At 53.8% G+C, this 17,726-nt stretch carries 16 protein-coding genes; 10 read left to right on the top strand and 6 right to left on the bottom strand.

Features of this window, described 5'->3' with window-relative positions:
• Positions 1–21: 21 nt before the first annotated feature.
• Positions 22–615, top strand: a complete 594-nt coding sequence (locus tag NYE92_RS10295) for an XTP/dITP diphosphatase (RefSeq protein WP_014605110.1) — start codon at positions 22–24, stop codon at positions 613–615.
• Entirely contained in the window at positions 608–1,747 is a 1,140-nt protein-coding gene (gene hemW / locus NYE92_RS10300; protein WP_014594517.1) for a radical SAM family heme chaperone HemW, read from the top strand. The genes NYE92_RS10295 and hemW overlap by 8 nt, the downstream gene beginning before the upstream one ends.
• A gap of 52 nt (positions 1,748–1,799) precedes the next feature.
• On the opposite strand, the gene NYE92_RS10305 is transcribed toward hemW, so the two are convergent.
• On the bottom strand, positions 1,800–2,534 hold the full coding sequence (locus NYE92_RS10305; protein ID WP_015699576.1) for a GntR family transcriptional regulator: 735 nt from the start codon (positions 2,532–2,534) through the stop codon (positions 1,800–1,802).
• A 467-nt stretch (positions 2,535–3,001) separates the two neighbouring features.
• On the opposite strand from NYE92_RS10305, the gene NYE92_RS10310 reads away from it, so the two are divergent.
• From NYE92_RS10310 to NYE92_RS10320, 3 genes are read left to right on the top strand one after another with little or no spacing between them, the layout of a single operon-like run.
• Positions 3,002–3,463, top strand: a complete 462-nt coding sequence (locus NYE92_RS10310) for a PTS sugar transporter subunit IIA (RefSeq protein WP_014605109.1) — start codon at positions 3,002–3,004, stop codon at positions 3,461–3,463.
• Positions 3,464–3,488: 25 nt separating this feature from the next.
• On the top strand, positions 3,489–3,758 hold the full coding sequence (locus tag NYE92_RS10315) for a PTS sugar transporter subunit IIB (protein WP_013027097.1): 270 nt from the start codon (positions 3,489–3,491) through the stop codon (positions 3,756–3,758).
• Positions 3,759–3,802: 44 nt separating this feature from the next.
• Positions 3,803–5,179, top strand: coding sequence for a PTS ascorbate transporter subunit IIC (locus NYE92_RS10320; RefSeq protein WP_013027099.1), 1,377 nt, complete (start codon positions 3,803–3,805; stop codon positions 5,177–5,179).
• A gap of 128 nt (positions 5,180–5,307) precedes the next feature.
• Here NYE92_RS10320 and NYE92_RS10325 read toward each other — a convergent pair whose 3' ends face one another.
• The 4 genes from NYE92_RS10325 to melR form a co-directional block, all read right to left on the bottom strand.
• A complete protein-coding gene (locus NYE92_RS10325; RefSeq protein ID WP_014605108.1) occupies positions 5,308–6,024 on the bottom strand; it encodes a DUF2884 domain-containing protein in 717 nt (238 codons plus the stop codon).
• A 42-nt stretch (positions 6,025–6,066) separates the two neighbouring features.
• Positions 6,067–6,393, bottom strand: coding sequence for a YggL family protein (locus tag NYE92_RS10330; RefSeq protein WP_013027101.1), 327 nt, complete (start codon positions 6,391–6,393; stop codon positions 6,067–6,069).
• On the bottom strand, positions 6,393–7,112 hold the full coding sequence (gene trmB / locus NYE92_RS10335) for a tRNA (guanosine(46)-N7)-methyltransferase TrmB (RefSeq protein ID WP_013027102.1): 720 nt from the start codon (positions 7,110–7,112) through the stop codon (positions 6,393–6,395). The genes NYE92_RS10330 and trmB overlap by 1 nt, the downstream gene beginning before the upstream one ends.
• Positions 7,113–7,310: 198 nt before the next feature.
• Positions 7,311–8,243, bottom strand: a complete 933-nt coding sequence (melR, locus tag NYE92_RS10340; protein ID WP_029569116.1) for a transcriptional regulator MelR — start codon at positions 8,241–8,243, stop codon at positions 7,311–7,313.
• Between the two features lie 265 nt (positions 8,244–8,508).
• Between melR and NYE92_RS10345 the strand changes: the two genes are divergently transcribed.
• From NYE92_RS10345 to mltC, 5 genes are all read left to right on the top strand, one after another.
• On the top strand, positions 8,509–9,864 hold the full coding sequence (locus tag NYE92_RS10345) for an alpha-glucosidase/alpha-galactosidase (protein ID WP_259019497.1): 1,356 nt from the start codon (positions 8,509–8,511) through the stop codon (positions 9,862–9,864).
• An 84-nt stretch (positions 9,865–9,948) separates the two neighbouring features.
• The gene (gene melB / locus NYE92_RS10350) at positions 9,949–11,361 is read left to right on the top strand and encodes a melibiose:sodium transporter MelB (protein WP_072137168.1); all 1,413 of its coding nucleotides are present in this window, start codon (positions 9,949–9,951) and stop codon (positions 11,359–11,361) included.
• A gap of 234 nt (positions 11,362–11,595) precedes the next feature.
• On the top strand, positions 11,596–12,681 hold the full coding sequence (gene mutY / locus NYE92_RS10355) for an A/G-specific adenine glycosylase (RefSeq protein ID WP_259018920.1): 1,086 nt from the start codon (positions 11,596–11,598) through the stop codon (positions 12,679–12,681).
• Positions 12,681–12,953 carry an oxidative damage protection protein gene (locus NYE92_RS10360; RefSeq protein WP_013027107.1) on the top strand — a complete coding sequence of 91 codons (273 nt, stop codon included), beginning with the start codon at positions 12,681–12,683 and terminating at the stop codon, positions 12,951–12,953. The genes mutY and NYE92_RS10360 overlap by 1 nt, the downstream gene beginning before the upstream one ends.
• 53 nt (positions 12,954–13,006) lie before the next feature.
• The gene (gene mltC, locus NYE92_RS10365; RefSeq protein ID WP_013027108.1) at positions 13,007–14,086 is read left to right on the top strand and encodes a membrane-bound lytic murein transglycosylase MltC; all 1,080 of its coding nucleotides are present in this window, start codon (positions 13,007–13,009) and stop codon (positions 14,084–14,086) included.
• 1,022 nt (positions 14,087–15,108) lie between these two features.
• On the opposite strand, the gene NYE92_RS10370 is transcribed toward mltC, so the two are convergent.
• On the bottom strand, positions 15,109–17,259 hold the full coding sequence (locus NYE92_RS10370; protein ID WP_014605104.1) for an ornithine decarboxylase: 2,151 nt from the start codon (positions 17,257–17,259) through the stop codon (positions 15,109–15,111).
• Between the last annotated feature and the right edge of the window lie 467 nt (positions 17,260–17,726).

Here is a 17,726-nt window from a genome sequence, read left to right on the forward strand (position 1 = left end):
ATGAATCAAACTGGAACTGTTATGCAAAAAGTTGTTCTTGCCACCGGCAATCCCGGCAAAGTACGTGAGCTGGCGGATCTGCTCGCTGACTTTGGTCTGGATGTCGTGGCGCAAACCGAACTTGGCGTGGAATCCGCCGAGGAAACCGGCCTGACCTTTATTGAAAATGCCATCCTGAAAGCGCGCCATGCCGCGCAGGTGACCGGCCTGCCGGCTATCGCAGATGACTCTGGCCTGGCCGTGAATGCGCTGGGTGGCGCGCCCGGGATCTACTCAGCCCGCTATGCTGGTGAAGACGCCAGCGACCAGCAGAATCTGGAAAAGCTGCTTCAGGCTCTGGAAAACACGCCTGACGGACAACGTCAGGCGCAGTTTCACTGCGTGCTGGTTTATCTACGTCATGCTGCCGACCCAACGCCGCTGGTCTTCCACGGTGCCTGGGAAGGGGAAATTACCCGAACGGCATCCGGTGAAGGTGGCTTTGGTTACGATCCGGTGTTCTGGGTTCCGGCACTGGGTAAAACTGCAGCCGAACTGACTAAGGCAGAGAAAGGAAAAGTCTCTCATCGTGGTAAAGCATTGACGCTGTTACTGGAAGCGATGCGTAATGCCTGATTTACCGCCTCTGAGTTTGTACATCCACATTCCCTGGTGTGTACAGAAATGCCCCTACTGCGATTTTAATTCTCACGCATTAAAGGATGAGGTGCCGCACGTTGAGTATGTGCAGCACCTGCTGCGCGATCTTGAACACGACCTGCCGCTGATTCAGGGTCGTGAGGTTCGCACGATCTTTATTGGCGGCGGGACGCCAAGCCTGTTAAGCAGCAGCGCCATGCAGATGTTGATGGATGGCGTACGCGAGCGGCTGACGCTGACAGCCGATGCTGAAGTCACGATGGAAGCCAATCCGGGCACGGTGGAAGCGGATCGCTTCAGCGCCTATCAACGCGCCGGTATTAACCGAATCTCGATTGGTGTCCAGAGCTTCAGCCCGCAGAAACTGGAACGTCTGGGCCGTATTCACGGACCGGAAGAAGCGAAGCGTGCCGCAGCACTGGCACAGGGTTTAGGGCTGCGCAGCTTCAACCTTGACCTGATGCACGGCCTGCCCGATCAGTCGCTGGCCGAGGCGCTGGATGATTTGCGCCAGGCGATTGCGCTCAACCCGCCGCATCTCTCCTGGTATCAGCTGACGATTGAGCCCAATACGCTGTTTGGCTCTCGCCCGCCAACCCTACCGGATGATGATGCGCTTTGGGATATTTTTGAGCAGGGCCACCAGTTGCTGACTGCGGCAGGTTATGAGCAATACGAAACCTCGGCCTATGCTAAACCGGGCTACCGCTGTGAGCACAACCTGAACTACTGGCGCTTTGGCGATTATCTGGGCATTGGTTGTGGTGCGCATGGCAAACTGACTCAGCCAGATGGCCGTATTGTCCGTACCGTAAAAGTGCGCCATCCGCGTGGCTTTATGAAGGGCAATTATCTCGATAAGCAGTACGACGTTGCAGACGAGGATAAGCCTTTTGAGTTCTTCATGAACCGTTTTCGTCTGCTGGAGGCCGCGCCGCGTGCAGACTTTAGCCGCTATACCGGGCTGCATGAAACGCTGATTCGCCCACAGCTCGACGAGGCCATTGCCGCAGGTTACATCACTGAATCGCCGGAACACTGGCAGATTACAGAGAAAGGGAAACTGTTTCTGAACTCGTTGCTGGAGCTGTTTTTAGCGGAAGCCTAGTGCATTCTGGCCCGGAAGCATCACTAAAGCGACCGGGCCGTTTGCGCGAACATCAACCGCGTTCGGTATTCTGTCTCAGTTGTAACAGCTTCGTATTAATAATGGCGATGTTGACCTCACAGGGCATACCATCATCCAGATAGACGGTTTCGTTGATCTCCAGCGCCGCCTCATTCGCATTAAAATTCAATAGTCTGAGCTGCTCACCATCGGTGACGTTGATGGCATTCAGTTGCTGATCGCGACGCTGAATTTTCTTGCCGGTGATCTGTTCAATGTACGAATACTTTGAGATCTCCAGTCGTCCAAACTCCATGCTGCTAAACAGGCTGACAGGCAGGTGGATATATTCCAGCGCAACGGGGATGTCATCAAAACACATCAGACGAACAATTTTGTAAATCTGGTCACTGTTCTTGATGCGTAAAGCCTGCGCCATATCCGGCCCGGGCACTTTAATGATGCTGGCAGTCAGCACCTTTCTGACCGCTTTATGCCCTTTTTTGTGTGCCTGATAATCAAACGGGGAAAGCGCATGAAACCGGCCTGAGTGATTACTCTTGCCGATGGACCCCACGAACAGCCCGGAGCCTTTCACCCGATAAATACGCTGTTGCTCAATAAGAATGCGGGTGGCTTCCCGCACCGTCGCCCGGGTAATACCAATGTTCTTAGCAATCGCGATTTCCGTGTCCAGCTTATCGCCCGGCAGCAGTCCATCCTGCATGATCTTTGTCAGGATATAGTCGACTACCTCTTTTTGCTTCTCTGTAATGCCATCGAACATCAGCATATTCCCGAATAGTGTGCCCGTGCCTGCGGTGCCCTACAGCAAACCCTGCAGGCCCGGTTTTCGTCACGACGTGCCCGTGAGCAAAGATCCAGATGTGATCCAGCTAACGATTTTGCACTCAAACCCCACGCGCCCCGCCAGAAATGATTCTTGCATATTGTATCTGTACAGGTCGAGGTGCATCATCAAGATGACTAGACAGCTTAAACATGTCTATACGTACAAGCCGGTTTTTGCAACAGCAATTTGTCAGAACTGACGAGTGCGACTTAAATTAATATCTTGTTTTAGAGTAAGTTAATGTCATTTACGTTTACCCCTCAGCCGTGAGTGGTTTTGTCAGATGAAATAAAAAAAGGCAAAGCCGCAGGGATAAACAGAGAAAGATGACTGTACAGCTTGATGAATTCTGGAAGCCAGCTGGCTGACTTTTTTGCCTAACCTTTTATCCAGGACATTGTATGCCGAATCTGACCCAATGGCTGAATGCTGAAAAAATTCAATATATTGAGCGCGTATCCGACTGGAAAGCCGCGATTCAGGTCGCGGGCGATCCTCTTCTTAATGAGGGGGCGATTTCACAGGATTACATTGACACCATCATCCGCCTCAAACAGGAAACCGGTCCCTACTTCGTTATTGCGCCGCGCATTGCCATGCCGCATGCCCGCCCTGAGCAAGGTGCCAAAAAGTTGGGATTATCCGTAGTCAAGCTGGCTAACCCGGTCACCTTTGATGCAGGAGAGAATGATCCTGTCGATATCCTTTTTATGTTCTCCGCCCCTGACAGCAACAGCCACATTGAGATGATCTCCCAGCTGGCTGAGGTGCTTACCGATGACGACGTGATGGAACGCGTTTATCAGGCACAAAGCCAACACGCACTCTGTGCCCTGTTGTTAGCAGACAGCATATCCCGTTAACTCGTTAAAATTAAAAGAGGTTTTTATGAAAATTATGGCAGTTTGTGGTTCAGGCCTGGGAAGCAGCTTCATGATGGAAATGAACATCAAAAAAGTGCTTAAAGCGATGGATATGACGGCAGACGTTGAACACGCCGATCTCGGTTCGGTCACGCCAGACGTAGCGGATGTGTTCGTGATGGCAAAAGACATCGCCTACAGCGCTAACCTGCCACCGGAAAAAGTCATCATTATCAATAACATTATCGACCTGAAGGAAGTTGAGCAGAAAATTCGCGACTACTTCAATAAATAACCCTGTCACCCACTTAAAAAAGAACACTTACCGCTGAGGTTATTATGTTTATACAAAACCTTTTACTGGTAGTTGTCGACGTGCTGAAGGTCCCCTCTATTCTGGTCGGGCTGGTCGCCATGTTCGGTCTGATAGCGCAACGTAAACCGCTGCCGGATGTGATAAAGGGTACGGTAAAAACCATCCTGGGTTTTTTAGTACTGGCAGGCGGTGCCACGGTGTTAGTGGGATCGCTGACGCCGCTGGGGGATATTTTCAAACACGCGTTCAACGTCCAGGGCATTATTCCCAATAACGAGGCGATGGTTTCTATCGCCCTGGCGAAGTATGGTGCGCCCACGACGCTGATTATGGCCTTCGGCATGGTGGCCAATATTACCGTCGCCCGCTTTACGCGTCTGAAATATATCTACCTCTCTGGTCATGTCACTTTTTATATGGCCTGCATGATCGCGATTATTCTTTCGGTGGCGGGTTTCGAGGGCGTGCAGCTTATTTATACCGGCTCGCTGACGCTGGGCATGTTAATGGCCTTTTTCCCGGCACTGGCGCAGCCCTACATGCGTAAAATCATTGGGCACGATCAGGTCGCGCTGGCGCACACCGGTACGGTTGGCTATGTCCTGTCGGGCTGGATAGGTTCTCTGGTCGGCAAAGGTTCTAAATCCACCGAAGAGATGAACATGCCAAAAAACCTGAGTTTTTTGCGTGACAGCACCATCTCTATTTCCCTGACGATGATGGTCATCTATTTTATTTTGTCCATTTCGGCAGGCAGAGAATACGTGGAGAGTCAGTTCAGCCACGGGCAAAACTATCTGGTGTACTCTTTTGTGCAGGCCATTACCTTCGCTGCCGGTGTTTTTATTATCCTCCAGGGCGTGCGTTTGATTCTGGCCGAAATTGTGCCGGCGTTTACCGGGTTTTCAGAGAAGTTGGTGCCAAGCGCGCGTCCGGCACTCGACTGCCCGATTGTATTCCCCTATGCGCCTAACGCCGTTCTGGTCGGCTTTATTTCCAGCTTTATCGGCGGCCTGGTCGGGCTGTTTATTCTGGGACAGCTGCACTGGATATTAATTCTGCCTGGCGTGGTACCGCACTTTTTCTGCGGCGCAACCGCAGGCGTTTTTGGTAATGCTACCGGCGGGAAACGCGGGGCCATGTTAGGTGCCTTTGCCCACGGTATTCTGATTACCTTCCTCCCGGTCGCCTTATTGCCTGTCCTGGGCGCCATCGGCCTGACGAATACCACCTTCTCAGACACCGATTTCGGCGTCACGGGGATTCTGTTGGGGAATATGGCCAGATTCCTTGATAAAGGGACCATTACCATGGTGATCACTGGAATTTTTGCCCTGCTGGTTATCTATAACTATGTCGCCCGTAGCAAAACGGTCGTCAAAGAGGCCAATAACGATTGACAGGCATCAGGGGCTGACTCCAGCCCCTTTTTTCAACAACGTGCTAAAGCAGAAAAACGCCAGCCGTGGCGGCGTGACGTTCAGGATGAAAGGCAGACGACCAGGCGGCGCAGGCCGTCTGAAAAGCACTATTTCAGCGAACCGACCAGGGCTTTACGGTCATTCTCAAGCGTAATCACCCGGTTACAAACCGCTTTGCCAAACTGCTGGAAATCGGCTTCCTGATTGTTCCACTCGCTCTGAATGGCGTTTTGCAGGCCGCCAAGATTGCCCATCAAGCCCTGCAAACCGCTACCGCCACCGTTGGACATCGCCTTGCTGCCCATCTCATTGATGCTGTCCTGCAGAATACCGCCCATCGCCTGATTAACCAGCTGTTGACCATCGGCACGCACCTGATCGATCGCCTGATGATGGAAGGTTAAACCATCGCTGCGATGCTCAATAATACGGTTCATCTGGGTTTTTAACTGCGTATTCAGCGTAGCCAGTCGGCTATGTAACCGGCTGGATTCGCCAACCTGCTGAGTAATGATGTTATCCAGCGCGGCACGCCCTTTCTCCAGACGGGATGTTGCTCCGTTATCGATCCAGGGAAGATCGCGGCGTAAGGCATTTTGATAATCAATCGCCTTCTGACGGTTAGCGGCGTTCAGGGCCATCTTCTGACCGTTGAACTGCACATCCCCTAGCGTCGATATCTGCAGATTGCCATTTGCGCCCACCACCTGCACGCTTTGTGGCGTAATCACAACATCATCCTGCGGTTTGACACTGCACTCCCAGGCAGCCTGGGCCTGCGTTGCCGCCAGTAAAAGGCCGGCGACCAGCGCGTTACGAATCATACAATCTCCCTGTCTGGGTGTGAAAGCGACACTGCTGGTAACTTAGTCCCACCAGACGTCAAAGAGTTCGGTAACTTTCACATCCTGCAGCTTGCGGTCTTCCAGCCACTTGCGCACGAGTTCACGATGCTCATCGGTGCATTTACCGGTTTGCTGCAGGCAAATCAGCCCTTCCCACGCCAGATAACCGCTGCCATCGTAAGCCAGACCATTAGGATCGATCGCTTCGTTGATGAACTGGTTCAGGGTTTCATCGATGTCACTTTCAGACGTGCCTTCAGGAAAACGCCAGGCCACGGAAAAGCCCAGTTCCTGGAATTCATCGATATGTAATTTTTTACGTAAACGGCGGCTGCGTTGTGTGGCCATTATTTCACCCTCTCAAACATTAAATCCCATACGCCATGGCCTAAACGCTGCCCGCGCTGCTCAAATTTTGTCAATGGACGCGTTTCAGGACGCGGCACATAGGTGCTGTCTTCAGACAGGTTACGATAACCTGCGATGCTGCTCATGACCTCAAGCATATGTTCTGCATAAGCTTCCCAGTCGGTTGCCATATGGAATACGCCACCCAGCTTGAGCTTACGCATCACCAACTCGGCGAAAGGCACCTGCACGATACGGCGTTTATTGTGACGGGCTTTGTGCCACGGATCGGGAAAGAACAGCTGAACCATGCGCAGTGAGTTATCAGGGATCATCTTTTCCAGCACTTCAACCGCATCATGGCACATCACGCGCAGATTGCTGACGTCGGCTTCTTTCGCCGAGGCCAGGCAGGCACCTACGCCTGGCGCGTGCACTTCAATTCCCAGGAAGTTTTGGTGGGGAGTGTTTTGCGCCATGGTCACCAGCGAGGCCCCCATGCCAAAGCCGATCTCCAGCGTTACCGGGGCTTCGCGGCCAAACAGCGCGGGCAAATCTACGGGATCAGGCTGATATTCAACACCCATCTCTGGCCAGTAGTTATCCAGCGCCAACTGCTGGCCTTTGGTTAAGCGGCCCTGGCGGCGCACAAAACTGCGAATCCGACGCAACGGGCGTCCATTCTCATCAAATTCCGGGGTGATGACATCATTAATCATGTTGAAGCCTGCTGGTTTGCCTGTTCTGGGAAACGGGCATTATGCAAAGTTCAAAAGCAGAAGCAAGCCTTTGCCACGTTCTGCTTTATTCCTGCGTGCCCTGAAGCGCAATTTCCTGCCTGAGTGTAGAGTAAACCGCAAAAATTTCCTTGTTATGATGCCAGCCTGCAGGCAAAGACGGCCAACGCTATCGGAAACTTATAAAGACATTGTCTGCCGCCGCTGCTGGCTCAGCTTGCGGTACTGCTGAGGAGACATGCCAACATACCTGGCAAACGTGCTGTAAAAACGGCTGCTGGAGCGGAAACCGGCCGTCAGCGCCACATCCAGAACGGTGATATCGGTATCGCTCAGGAGCGCCCTGACATGATTGATCCGCATGGCCGTGATGTACTGTTTTAGCGTCAGCTGCATCACGCGCTGAAAAATGCCCATCGCATAATTCGCATTGAGTTTAACGTGTTCGGCCACGTCATTGATGGTTAAAGCCTGATCGTAGTTATCTGCGATAAACTCCAGCATCTGGCTGACATAAAACTGAGCGTGGCGCGAAACGCTGTTCTTATGCGTACGCGACGTTTTGTTCACCAGCACCGGCTGCCATCCCGACAAACTAAAGCGCTTAAGCATCAGACCAATTTCATCAACGGCAAGCTGGCGAATCTGTTCGTCGGGACTGTTCAGCTCCTGCTGCCAGCGCTGCACTTCAAACGCGCTGAGCTGCTGCTTCGCCACAGATTTAATCACCATGCCGTGGGTGACATGATTGATTAACTCCCTGTCGAGCGGCCAGGACAAAAACAGATGCATCGGCAGGTTCAGAATAGCCATGTTCTGGCAGCGTCCGGGACGGGTGAGTTGATGTGGCGTACAGGCCCAAAACAGGGTGATGTAACCCTGCTTGATCTGAACGACCTCGTTATTAATGAGGTACTCCACGTCACCGTCAAAGGGCACATTCACCTCAACCTGACCGTGCCAGTGGCTGGTGGTCATGGCCAGCGGCGGACGCAGTTCGATATCCATGCGCTGATATTCAGAATAGAGCGACAGCGGGCTGCGGGTCTGCTTTTCATCGCTGCTGCACATATGCGGGTCGGGCGGAAGTGGTACGACAGGCTGCATAATCATCATTCCCTCTCCTGAATTATCAGAACCCTGCCATATCTGAACGGCTCAGGCCAGTCTCAGAGGCGAGAAATGCGCGGTCAGCATGGCGTTTTCGCCTGTTAGCACACCAGATACTCTTCTTTCCGTGCAAATTTGTCCCGAAAACTCAGATCTGCTCGCCGCCAGCATCAGATCTGAGTTTGTGGGAATGCTCGTTCCGTAAGGCGGAAGTTTCTCGATGAATGGCGTGACATTCTGGCGTTATCCAACCTTGCAATGGAGCGTCCTGATGTCTGCACCCAAAATTACCTTTATTGGCGCGGGTTCCACTATTTTCGTCAAAAATATCCTTGGCGATGTCTTTCACCGCGATGCGCTGAAATCCGCCCATATCGCGTTGATGGATATTGATGCGACCCGGCTTGAAGAGTCCTTTACCGTGGTCAGTAAGCTGATGAGTTCGGCTGGTGCGGCCGGAAGAATCACCTGCCACACCGACCAGAAAGCGGCATTAGCGGATGCCGACTTTGTTGTGGTCGCGTTTCAGATAGGCGGCTATGAACCCTGTACCCTCACTGATTTTGCGGTGTGTAAGCGTTACGGTCTTGAGCAGACCATCGCCGACACGCTTGGCCCGGGCGGCATCATGCGCGCGCTGCGCACCATCCCGCACCTCTGGCAGATTTGTGAAGACATGACGGCGGTATGTCCTGATGCCACCATGCTTAATTACGTTAACCCCATGGCGATGAACACCTGGGCGATGTACGCGCGTTATCCGCATATCAAACAGGTTGGCCTGTGCCATTCCGTTCAGGGAACGGCGGAAGAGCTGGCTTACGATCTCAATCTTAACCCGGCCGATTTACGTTACCGCTCTGCCGGCATCAACCACATGGCCTTTTACCTGGAGCTGGAGCGAAAAACTGCAGACGGGGCTTACGTGAATCTCTACCCGGAACTGCTTGCCGCTTTTGACGCCGGGCAGGTACCGAAACCCAACATGCATGGCAATACGCGCTGTCCCAACATTGTGCGCTATGAGATGTTCAAAAAACTGGGCTATTTCGTTACCGAGTCTTCAGAACATTTTGCAGAATATACGCCCTGGTTTATCAAGCCGGGACGAGAGGATCTGATTGCGCGCTACCAGATCCCGCTGGATGAGTATCCCAAACGCTGCGTCGAGCAGCTGGATAACTGGCGTACCGAGCTTGAACATTACAAGCGCGCTGAGCGTATTGAAAGCAAACCCTCGCGCGAATATGCCAGCGCCATTATGAATGCCATCTGGACAGGTGAACCGGCCGTGATTTACGGCAACGTGCGTAACGATGCATTGATCGACAACCTGCCGCAGGGATGCTGTGTTGAGGTCGCCTGCCTGGTGGACGCCAACGGGATTCAGCCTACGAAGGTGGGAACCCTGCCCTCACATCTGGCAGCCATGATGCAAACCAATATCAACGTGCAGACGCTGCTGACGGAAGCCATCCTGACCGAAAACCCTGAGCAGGTTTACCACGCGGCCATGCTGGATCCCCATACGGCGGCGGTGCTGGGCATCGAGGAGATTTATGCGCTGGTGGATGAGCTGATCGCCGAACACGGGGACTGGCTGCCCGCCTGGCTGCACAAATAATGCCTGTGTCTCCGGGCGTGCTGTCCGGCTGCGGCTCTATTCCTTAACAGAAGGCGGGCGCTGGCAACAGCGTCCCGGTACCCGATGAGCATTTCAATAACGACAAAACTCAGCTATGGATTCGGCGCATTTGGGAAAGATTTTGCTATTGGCATTGTTTATATGTACCTGATGTATTACTACACCGACGTGGTAGGTTTGTCGGTTGGCCTCGTCGGTACGCTGTTTTTAGTGGCCAGGATCTGGGACGCAATAAACGATCCGATCATGGGCTGGATCGTAAATGCCACGCGATCGCGCTGGGGGAAATTCAAACCCTGGATTTTTGCAGGCACGCTGGCAAACTCGCTGGTGCTGTTCCTGTTGTTTAGCGCCCATCTGTTTGAAGGCACCACGCAGGTTATTTATGTCTGTGTGACGTATATCTTGTGGGGCATGACCTACACCATTATGGATATTCCGTTCTGGTCGCTGGTGCCTACCATCACGCTGGACAAGCGCGAACGTGAACAGCTGGTTCCCTGGCCACGCTTTTTCGCCAGCCTTGCCGGGTTTGTTACCGCAGGCCTGGCCCTGCCCTTTGTCAGTTATGTTGGCGGCGACAATCGTGGCTTAGGCTTCCAGATGTTTACCCTGGTGTTAATCGCCTTTTTTATCGTCTCCATGTTAGTCACGCTGCGAAACGTGCATGAAGTCTATTCGTCCACCCGCGACGAAACCTCAGGCAGTGACCGCCTGGGGCTAAAAGCCATTGTTGCCCTCATTTACCGTAACGATCAGCTTTCCTGCCTGCTGGGAATGGCGCTGGCTTACAACATCGCGGCTAACATCATTACCGGCTTTGCCATTTACTATTTCACCTACGTCATCGGCGATGCCGGGCTGTTTCCCTACTACCTCTCTTATGCAGGCGCGGCAAACCTCGTCACGTTAATCCTGTTCCCGAAACTGGTAAACATCCTGTCGCGCCGCATTCTGTGGGCGGGCGCGTCCGCGCTGCCGATACTGAGCTGTGGCGTGCTGTTCGCTATGGCACTGGCAGGCTATCACTCAACGCTGCTGATTGTGGTGGCCGGCATCCTGTTAAACACCGGTACCGCGCTTTTCTGGGTGCTCCAGGTCATTATGGTGGCGGACACCGTTGATTACGGCGAATACAAGCTGCACGTGCGCTGCGAGAGCATCGCCTATTCAGTGCAGACGATGGTGGTGAAAGGCGGCTCCGCCTTTGCCGCTTTCTTTATCGCCGTGGTGCTGGGCATGATTGGCTATATGCCCAATATCGTACAGTCGCAGGAAACCCTTGCAGGCATGCAATTTATTATGATTGCGCTGCCGGCTGTTTTTTTTATGCTGACGCTACTGCTCTATTTCCGCTTCTATAAGCTGAACGGCGATATGCTGCGGAAAATCCAGATCCATCTGCTCGATAAATACCGTAAACCGCAGGAGCCAGAAACCCTCCCGCTCAGGATGCAAGACAAGATCAACGTCTGACCAGTAAAAGCCCTTTGCGGGCTTCTGTGAAAGATGTCGCGGGCCGGATTCACATCGTCTGGCCTGCTACTGTCTCCCGGCGGCTCCTGATATTGTCAGGCCCGGCACGACGCTGCCGCACGGGACAGACAGGCCGGTATGAAACAGGCCTTTTCAATCTTCCGGTTTACTCTCACTGGCGCTTATGCTGGAATTCCTGCCCGAATATCGCGTAATCACGGAAATATCCTTTTTATGATGCAAGCCCCGCAGTTCGCGCAACAGGTGCTGGACTGGTATCAGCGCTTTGGCCGCAAAACCCTGCCGTGGCAGCTGGAAAAAACACCCTACAAGGTGTGGCTGTCCGAAGTCATGTTGCAGCAAACTCAGGTTGCCACGGTTATCCCCTATTTTGAGCGCTTCATGGCGCGGTTTCCTGACGTCAGCGATCTGGCCGCCGCGCCCCTGGATGAGGTGCTGCATCTCTGGACCGGTCTGGGCTATTACGCCCGTGCGCGCAACCTGCATAAAGCGGCAAAACAGGTGGTGGACCTTCATGGCGGTGAATTTCCCCGCCACTATGATGAGGTCGCCGCTTTACCCGGCGTTGGCCGATCCACCGCTGGCGCGATTTTATCTCTGTCGCTGGGTCTGCATTTCCCTATTCTCGATGGCAACGTTAAACGGGTTTTAGCGCGTTGCTACGCGGTAGGCGGCTGGCCGGGTAAGAAGGATGTGGAAAAGCGGCTCTGGCAAATCAGCGAAGAGGTCACGCCTGCTCAAGGCGTCAGCCAGTTTAACCAGGCGATGATGGATCTGGGTGCCATGGTGTGCACGCGATCCAGACCAAAATGCGACATCTGCCCGCTCAACAGCGGATGCGAAGCAAGGGCTAACAACAGCTGGGCCAGCTATCCGGGTAAAAAGCCGAAGCAGACGTTGCCGGAACGCAGCGGTTGGTTTTTGATGATGCAACATGGCGACAAGGTCTGGCTGGAGCAGCGTCCGCCGGTGGGCCTGTGGGGCGGTTTATTCTGCTTCCCGCAATTCACCACTGAAGAGGCGATGACCGACTGGCTGCATGCGCGCGGCATTCACGCCAAACCCCAGCAGCTTACGGCATTTCGTCATACCTTTAGCCATTTCCATCTGGATATTGTCCCAATGTGGCTGTCATGGCCTTCTGCCGGGGCATTAATGGATGAAGCTGGCGGTCTCTGGTATAACTTAACGCTGCCGCCGACTGTGGGATTAGCCGCACCTGTAGAGCGTCTTTTGCACGAACTGCGCCATCCCCAGCAGTTGCCTTTAGGCAGCTGTGAGATTAACGAGGAAGAATAATGAGCCGCACTATTTTTTGTACTTTTTTACAACGTGATGCTGAAGGGCAAGATTTCCAACTCTACCCTGGCGATCTGGGAAAACGCATTTACAATGAAATCTCGAAAGAAGCCTGGCAGCAATGGATGGCTAAGCAGACGATGCTGATCAACGAGAAAAAACTCAACATGATGAACCCCGAAGATCGCAAAGTGCTGGAAAAGGAAATGATTAACTTCCTGTTCGAAGGCAAAGACGTTCATATTGAAGGCTATACGCCACCCGAAGCATAACTTTTTTTGGCCTCAGTACTGGGGCCGTTTTCCAGGTCAGGCATGTATTTTAGATGAATAAAAAGCTGATAGCCCTGCTGGTGATTGCACCCCTTTTAGTTTCCTGTTCCGGCAAAAAGAACCCGACCTATTCAGAAGAGTGGGTGAAGGACACCAACGGATTTGACATCCTGATGGGGCAGTTCGCCCATAACATTGAGAACATCTGGGGGATCAATGAGGTTCTGATTGCCGGACCGAAAGACTACGTCAAATACACCGACAACTATTACACCCGCAGCCATATCAACTTTGAAAGCGGTAACATCACGATTGAGACCATTTCCGGTACCGACCCCGCTGCCAGCCTGCGTCAGGCGATCGTGACCACCTTGCTGATCGGCGACGATCCGGGCAATGTCGATCTTTATTCTGATGTCAACGATATCCAAATCAGTAAAGAACCGCTGCTTTACGGACAGGTGCTGGACAACACCGGACAAGCTATCCGCTGGCAGGGCCGCGCTCAGGCCTTTGCGGACTATTTGATTGCGAATAAACTGCAGCGTCGCAATTCCGGCCTGCACGTAATCTACTCGGTTACCATCCCGATGGTGCCTAACCATCTTGATAAGCGTGCGCATAAATATCTGCCGATGGTGCGCAAGGCTGCTGAGCAATATGGTGTTGATGCGTCTCTGATCCTCGCGATTATGCAGACCGAATCCAGTTTTAACCCCTACGCCGTCAGCCATTCTGACGCACTGGGTTTAATGCAGGTGGTACAGCATACTGCGGGCGTCGATGTATTCCGTATGAAGGGTAAATGGGGCAAACCAAGCCGCAGCTACCTGCTGGATCCCGAGAACAACATTGATGCCGGTACGGCTTACCTGTCATTGCTGCAGCGCAGCTATCTGGCAGGCATTCAGGATCCGCTGTCGCGTCGCTACGCGGTCATTACCGCCTATAACGGCGGTGCAGGCAGCGTGCTGCGCGTGTTCTCCAGCGATAAGGATCGTGCGGTCACTATCATTAACGGCATGTCACCCAGTCAGGTTTATCAGACGCTGTCTAAACAGCATCCGTCTGCGGAATCGCGGCGTTATTTGTATAAGGTGAGCTCGGCGCAGCGGAGCTACCATCGGTATTGATGGCGAAGGGTTTCCCTTGGTGGGGGATTGCTGGCGCGGAGAGGTTTTTGCGCGCAAGGCGCTGGGGTTCTGTCCTCTGGCTCTGAGAGGGTTCCGCCCGCCAGGCGATGGGGTTCTGTCCTCTGGCTCTGAGAGGGTTCCGCCCGCCAGGCGATGGGGTTCTGTCCTCTGGCTCTGAGAGGGTTCCGCCCGCCAGGCGATGGGGTTCTGTCCTCTGGCTCTGAGAGGGTTCCGCCCGCCAGGCGATGGGCAGTTTCAGCCTGCCCGTGCAGGCGGACGTGTTAAGGGGCTTACGCCAGCCCCTTAACAATCCCGGCGCCCGGCAGCCGTCGCTGTTCCTTCGTCACTCACTGCGGCCTGACGGGCCGGCCGGATGCGCCTTCCCTGGCGCAGCCGTCCTCTGCGCGGCATCCCTGCCGCTCCGCCCTGGCCTCCATTCTTTCCTCAGCGCTCCGGATGCCTCCTGAAAACCCACGCCTGTAAGATCGAATGTTTTCCCGGAAGACTGGCTTCGCCTGTTGTTAACATGTGCGATCAGAACTGAAGACTGGAAAGCCTGAAGAAACAGAAACAGATGAACCGTAATGAGCCAGAAGGCTTTTCCTGCATCTGAAGCGGCAACGCGGTTTGTTTTACTACAGATATCGAAGCGGGGGTTTTGGGCGGCCTTCCCGACCGCTGAGCGGATGAGGGATTTCCGGATGAGCCGACAGGACGTCGGCGAGAGTCAGGCCGCGCCAGGGATGGCGCGTCCTGGCGGTCCGGCAGAAATCCTGAAGCAGCGAAGGGACCGCGCAGCGGCGGGTGGGCAGGACGGGAGCCCGGGGTCAAGGGGCCGCGGCGGCTGGCGGCCCCTTGTCGGTCGCCCGCAGGGGCAAACTGAAACTCCCTGCCGCCTGGCGAGCGAAACTTTCTCGGAGTCATTAACTGAAAGCCTCGCGAAACGCCCAACCGCAGGCACAAACCGATACCTTCTCAGCGCTAACAGTTAAGATCTATGAGCTATCCAGGCGACAGCCCCCTCAACCCACCATCATATTCGCCACCAGATACTTACGTCCGTCAGCGCCTTCCTCGGTGTAAACCCCTTGCAGCTCCGGCGAAAAACCGGGCAGTTGATTGATGCCCGCTTCCAGCGCCAGAAAATAGCGCTGTACCGCCCCGCCCCATGTTTCGCCCGGAACCACACAAAGGACGCCCGGTGGATAAGGCAGAGCGCCTTCCGCCGCGATGCGACCTTCTGCCGTTGCAATAGGTACCAGTTCGACTTCGCCACGAATGTAAGCCTGATGCGCATCCTGTGGGTTCACCTTAACCTGCGGCAGCCCCTGCTCGCGGAACATCATGCGCTGCAGGTCTTTTACGTTATAGCTTACGTACAGGTCGTGCATCTCCTGACACAGACGGCGCAAGGTATAACCCGCATAGCGTTTAGCGTTTTTGCGGTACAGCGTCGGCAACACTTCGGCCAGCAGCGTATCGTCTTTTACATGCTGCTCGAACTGCGCCAGCATCGCCACCAGCATCGCCATTTTTTCCGGACTTTCGGCTGGAGTCAGCAGGAACAGAATAGAATTGAGATCGCATTTTTCCGGCACGATGCCGTTTTCACGCAGGTAATTCGCCAGAATGGTCGCCGGGATGCCAAACTCAGCATATTCACCGCTGGCTGCGTCAATGCCTGGCGTGGTCAGCAACAGCTTGCAGGGATCGACACGGTACTGATCGCGATCGTATCCGGCGAAACCGTGCCATTTAGCGTTGGGTTCAAAGCTAAAATACTGCAGATCGCGAGCGATCGCTTCCGTTGGTGCATCCTGCCAGCGCTGGCCGTTTACCCTTTCCGGCACGAAAGGCAGGATCATGTCACAACGATCAAAGATCGCTTTACGTGCCTCGATCCCCAGCATCACGCACTCATCCCACATGCGGCGTCCCGCCTCGCCCTGATGCATTTTGGCGTTAATATCTAGCGCGGCAAACAGCGGATAGAACGGGCTGGTTGAAGCGTGCAGCATGAACGCATTATTCAGGCGCTTATGCGGGCAGAAACGCTTTTGCCCACGAATATGGTTATCTTTCTTGTGGATCTGGGAGGTCTGCGAAAAGCCCGCCAGCTGCTTGTGCACTGACTGGGTAACAAAAATGCCGGGATCGTTTTCGTTCAACTCCAGCGTCAGTGGAGAACAGCCTTCCATCAGCGGAATAAACTGCTCATAGCCCAGCCAGGCCGAGTCAAACAGAATGTAGTCACACAGATGCCCAATGCGATCCACCACCTGCCGCGCGTTGTATACCGTGCCGTCGTAGGTGCCCAACTGGATAATCGCCAGCCGGAAGGGACGCGCCTCGTTAGCCCTTTCAGGCGCCACTTTCTTGATCTGTTCGCGCAGGTAGCCATCATCGAAACAGTGCGCATCAATGCCGCCGATGAAGCCAAACGGATTACGGGCCGCTTCAAGGTAAACCGGCGTCGCGCCCGCCTGAATCAGCGCACCATGATGGTTGGACTTGTGATTATTGCGGTCAAACAGCACTAAATCACCGCGCGTCAGCAGCGCATTGGTGACCACTTTGTTCGCGCTTGACGTGCCATTTAACACAAAGTAGGTTTTATCCGCGTTAAACACTTTGGCGGCAAATTTTTGCGCATGCTTAGCCGACCCCTCGTGAATCAGCAGGTCGCCCAGCTTGACGTCAGCGTTACACATGTCCGAACGAAAAACGTTCTCGCCATAGAAATCAAAAAATTGCTTACCCGCTGGGTGCTTTTTGAAAAATGCGCCGCCCTGATGGCCCGGACAGGCAAAGGTGCTGTTCTGCATATCAACATAGCGGGTCAGCGTTTCAAAAAACGGGGGCAGCAGCGCGGCTTCATAAGCCTGAGCCGCCGCTTCCAGCGCTACCCAGTCCTGCGGCTCGCCATTCAGTTCGCCGGTCACGCCGGGCAGGTGCATCACCTCTTCTTCAAAGGCATTAGCAACGAACACCGGTAAATTAAAACCCGTGTGGCGTAACAACGCCAGCACGCCACTGCGCGTATCAGCCAGCGAGACGACAACAGCCGCCACATCGGTAAAATCAGTATTATCCAGCGTGACCACGTCGCGCGCAGTATTCAGGGTCAGGTTAGGCGCAACAGCAGCGCTGGCAGCAATTTTCAGTGGTGTCATAACACAAATCCCTAACAGTCAGGGAGTGGGTGCCTGAGGCACGGCAATGGGGAAATTTCCCCGGCGAATAATGTCTGACGCGATAAACCGATAGACATCAGTAAAGAGTAGTCCTTACTCATGTCCAACAGCAGCGGCCCGGTTGGCCTCACCGCATAGTGAACGATGTGTGTGTAACTGACATGACGAAGAACAGATCGCGCGCGAATTCAGGCGAGTGGGGACACGTGCAGTTGCACATTGAACCGGACATGGCAGCGTCCTCTGTTATCGGGCGGTGGCGAGAAAAAAGTGGCCGTCATAATGTCATTTTTTATTCGCAGGAACAACCCGACAACTTTAAATATCAGGTCAATAAATGCAAAATATAAAAACATTAAATATCAAAGCCTTATAATGATACACCAGTGAATAACCGCTTAAGTTTCTGTTATTTATGCGCAATTATGCATTTTTCAGCACGCTGG

It is taken from the genome of Pantoea sp. B566 (assembly GCF_024793925.1).
GTDB lineage: Bacteria > Pseudomonadota > Gammaproteobacteria > Enterobacterales > Enterobacteriaceae > Pantoea > Pantoea ananatis.

What these genes read in the sequence shown, in the direction of transcription:
- NYE92_RS10295 (WP_014605110.1), top strand. Translation starts at nt 22, where the DNA reads ATGCAAAAAGTTGTTCTTGCCACCGGCAATCCCGGCAAAGTACGTGAG.
- hemW (WP_014594517.1), top strand. Translation starts at nt 608, where the DNA reads ATGCCTGATTTACCGCCTCTGAGTTTGTACATCCACATTCCCTGGTGT.
- NYE92_RS10305 (WP_015699576.1), bottom strand. Translation starts at nt 2,534, where the DNA reads ATGTTCGATGGCATTACAGAGAAGCAAAAAGAGGTAGTCGACTATATC.
- NYE92_RS10310 (WP_014605109.1), top strand. Translation starts at nt 3,002, where the DNA reads ATGCCGAATCTGACCCAATGGCTGAATGCTGAAAAAATTCAATATATT.
- NYE92_RS10315 (WP_013027097.1), top strand. Translation starts at nt 3,489, where the DNA reads ATGAAAATTATGGCAGTTTGTGGTTCAGGCCTGGGAAGCAGCTTCATG.
- NYE92_RS10320 (WP_013027099.1), top strand. Translation starts at nt 3,803, where the DNA reads ATGTTTATACAAAACCTTTTACTGGTAGTTGTCGACGTGCTGAAGGTC.
- NYE92_RS10325 (WP_014605108.1), bottom strand. Translation starts at nt 6,024, where the DNA reads ATGATTCGTAACGCGCTGGTCGCCGGCCTTTTACTGGCGGCAACGCAG.
- NYE92_RS10330 (WP_013027101.1), bottom strand. Translation starts at nt 6,393, where the DNA reads ATGGCCACACAACGCAGCCGCCGTTTACGTAAAAAATTACATATCGAT.
- trmB (WP_013027102.1), bottom strand. Translation starts at nt 7,112, where the DNA reads ATGATTAATGATGTCATCACCCCGGAATTTGATGAGAATGGACGCCCG.
- melR (WP_029569116.1), bottom strand. Translation starts at nt 8,243, where the DNA reads ATGATTATGCAGCCTGTCGTACCACTTCCGCCCGACCCGCATATGTGC.
- melB (WP_072137168.1), top strand. Translation starts at nt 9,949, where the DNA reads ATGAGCATTTCAATAACGACAAAACTCAGCTATGGATTCGGCGCATTT.
- mutY (WP_259018920.1), top strand. Translation starts at nt 11,596, where the DNA reads ATGATGCAAGCCCCGCAGTTCGCGCAACAGGTGCTGGACTGGTATCAG.
- NYE92_RS10360 (WP_013027107.1), top strand. Translation starts at nt 12,681, where the DNA reads ATGAGCCGCACTATTTTTTGTACTTTTTTACAACGTGATGCTGAAGGG.
- mltC (WP_013027108.1), top strand. Translation starts at nt 13,007, where the DNA reads ATGAATAAAAAGCTGATAGCCCTGCTGGTGATTGCACCCCTTTTAGTT.
- NYE92_RS10370 (WP_014605104.1), bottom strand. Translation starts at nt 17,259, where the DNA reads ATGACACCACTGAAAATTGCTGCCAGCGCTGCTGTTGCGCCTAACCTG.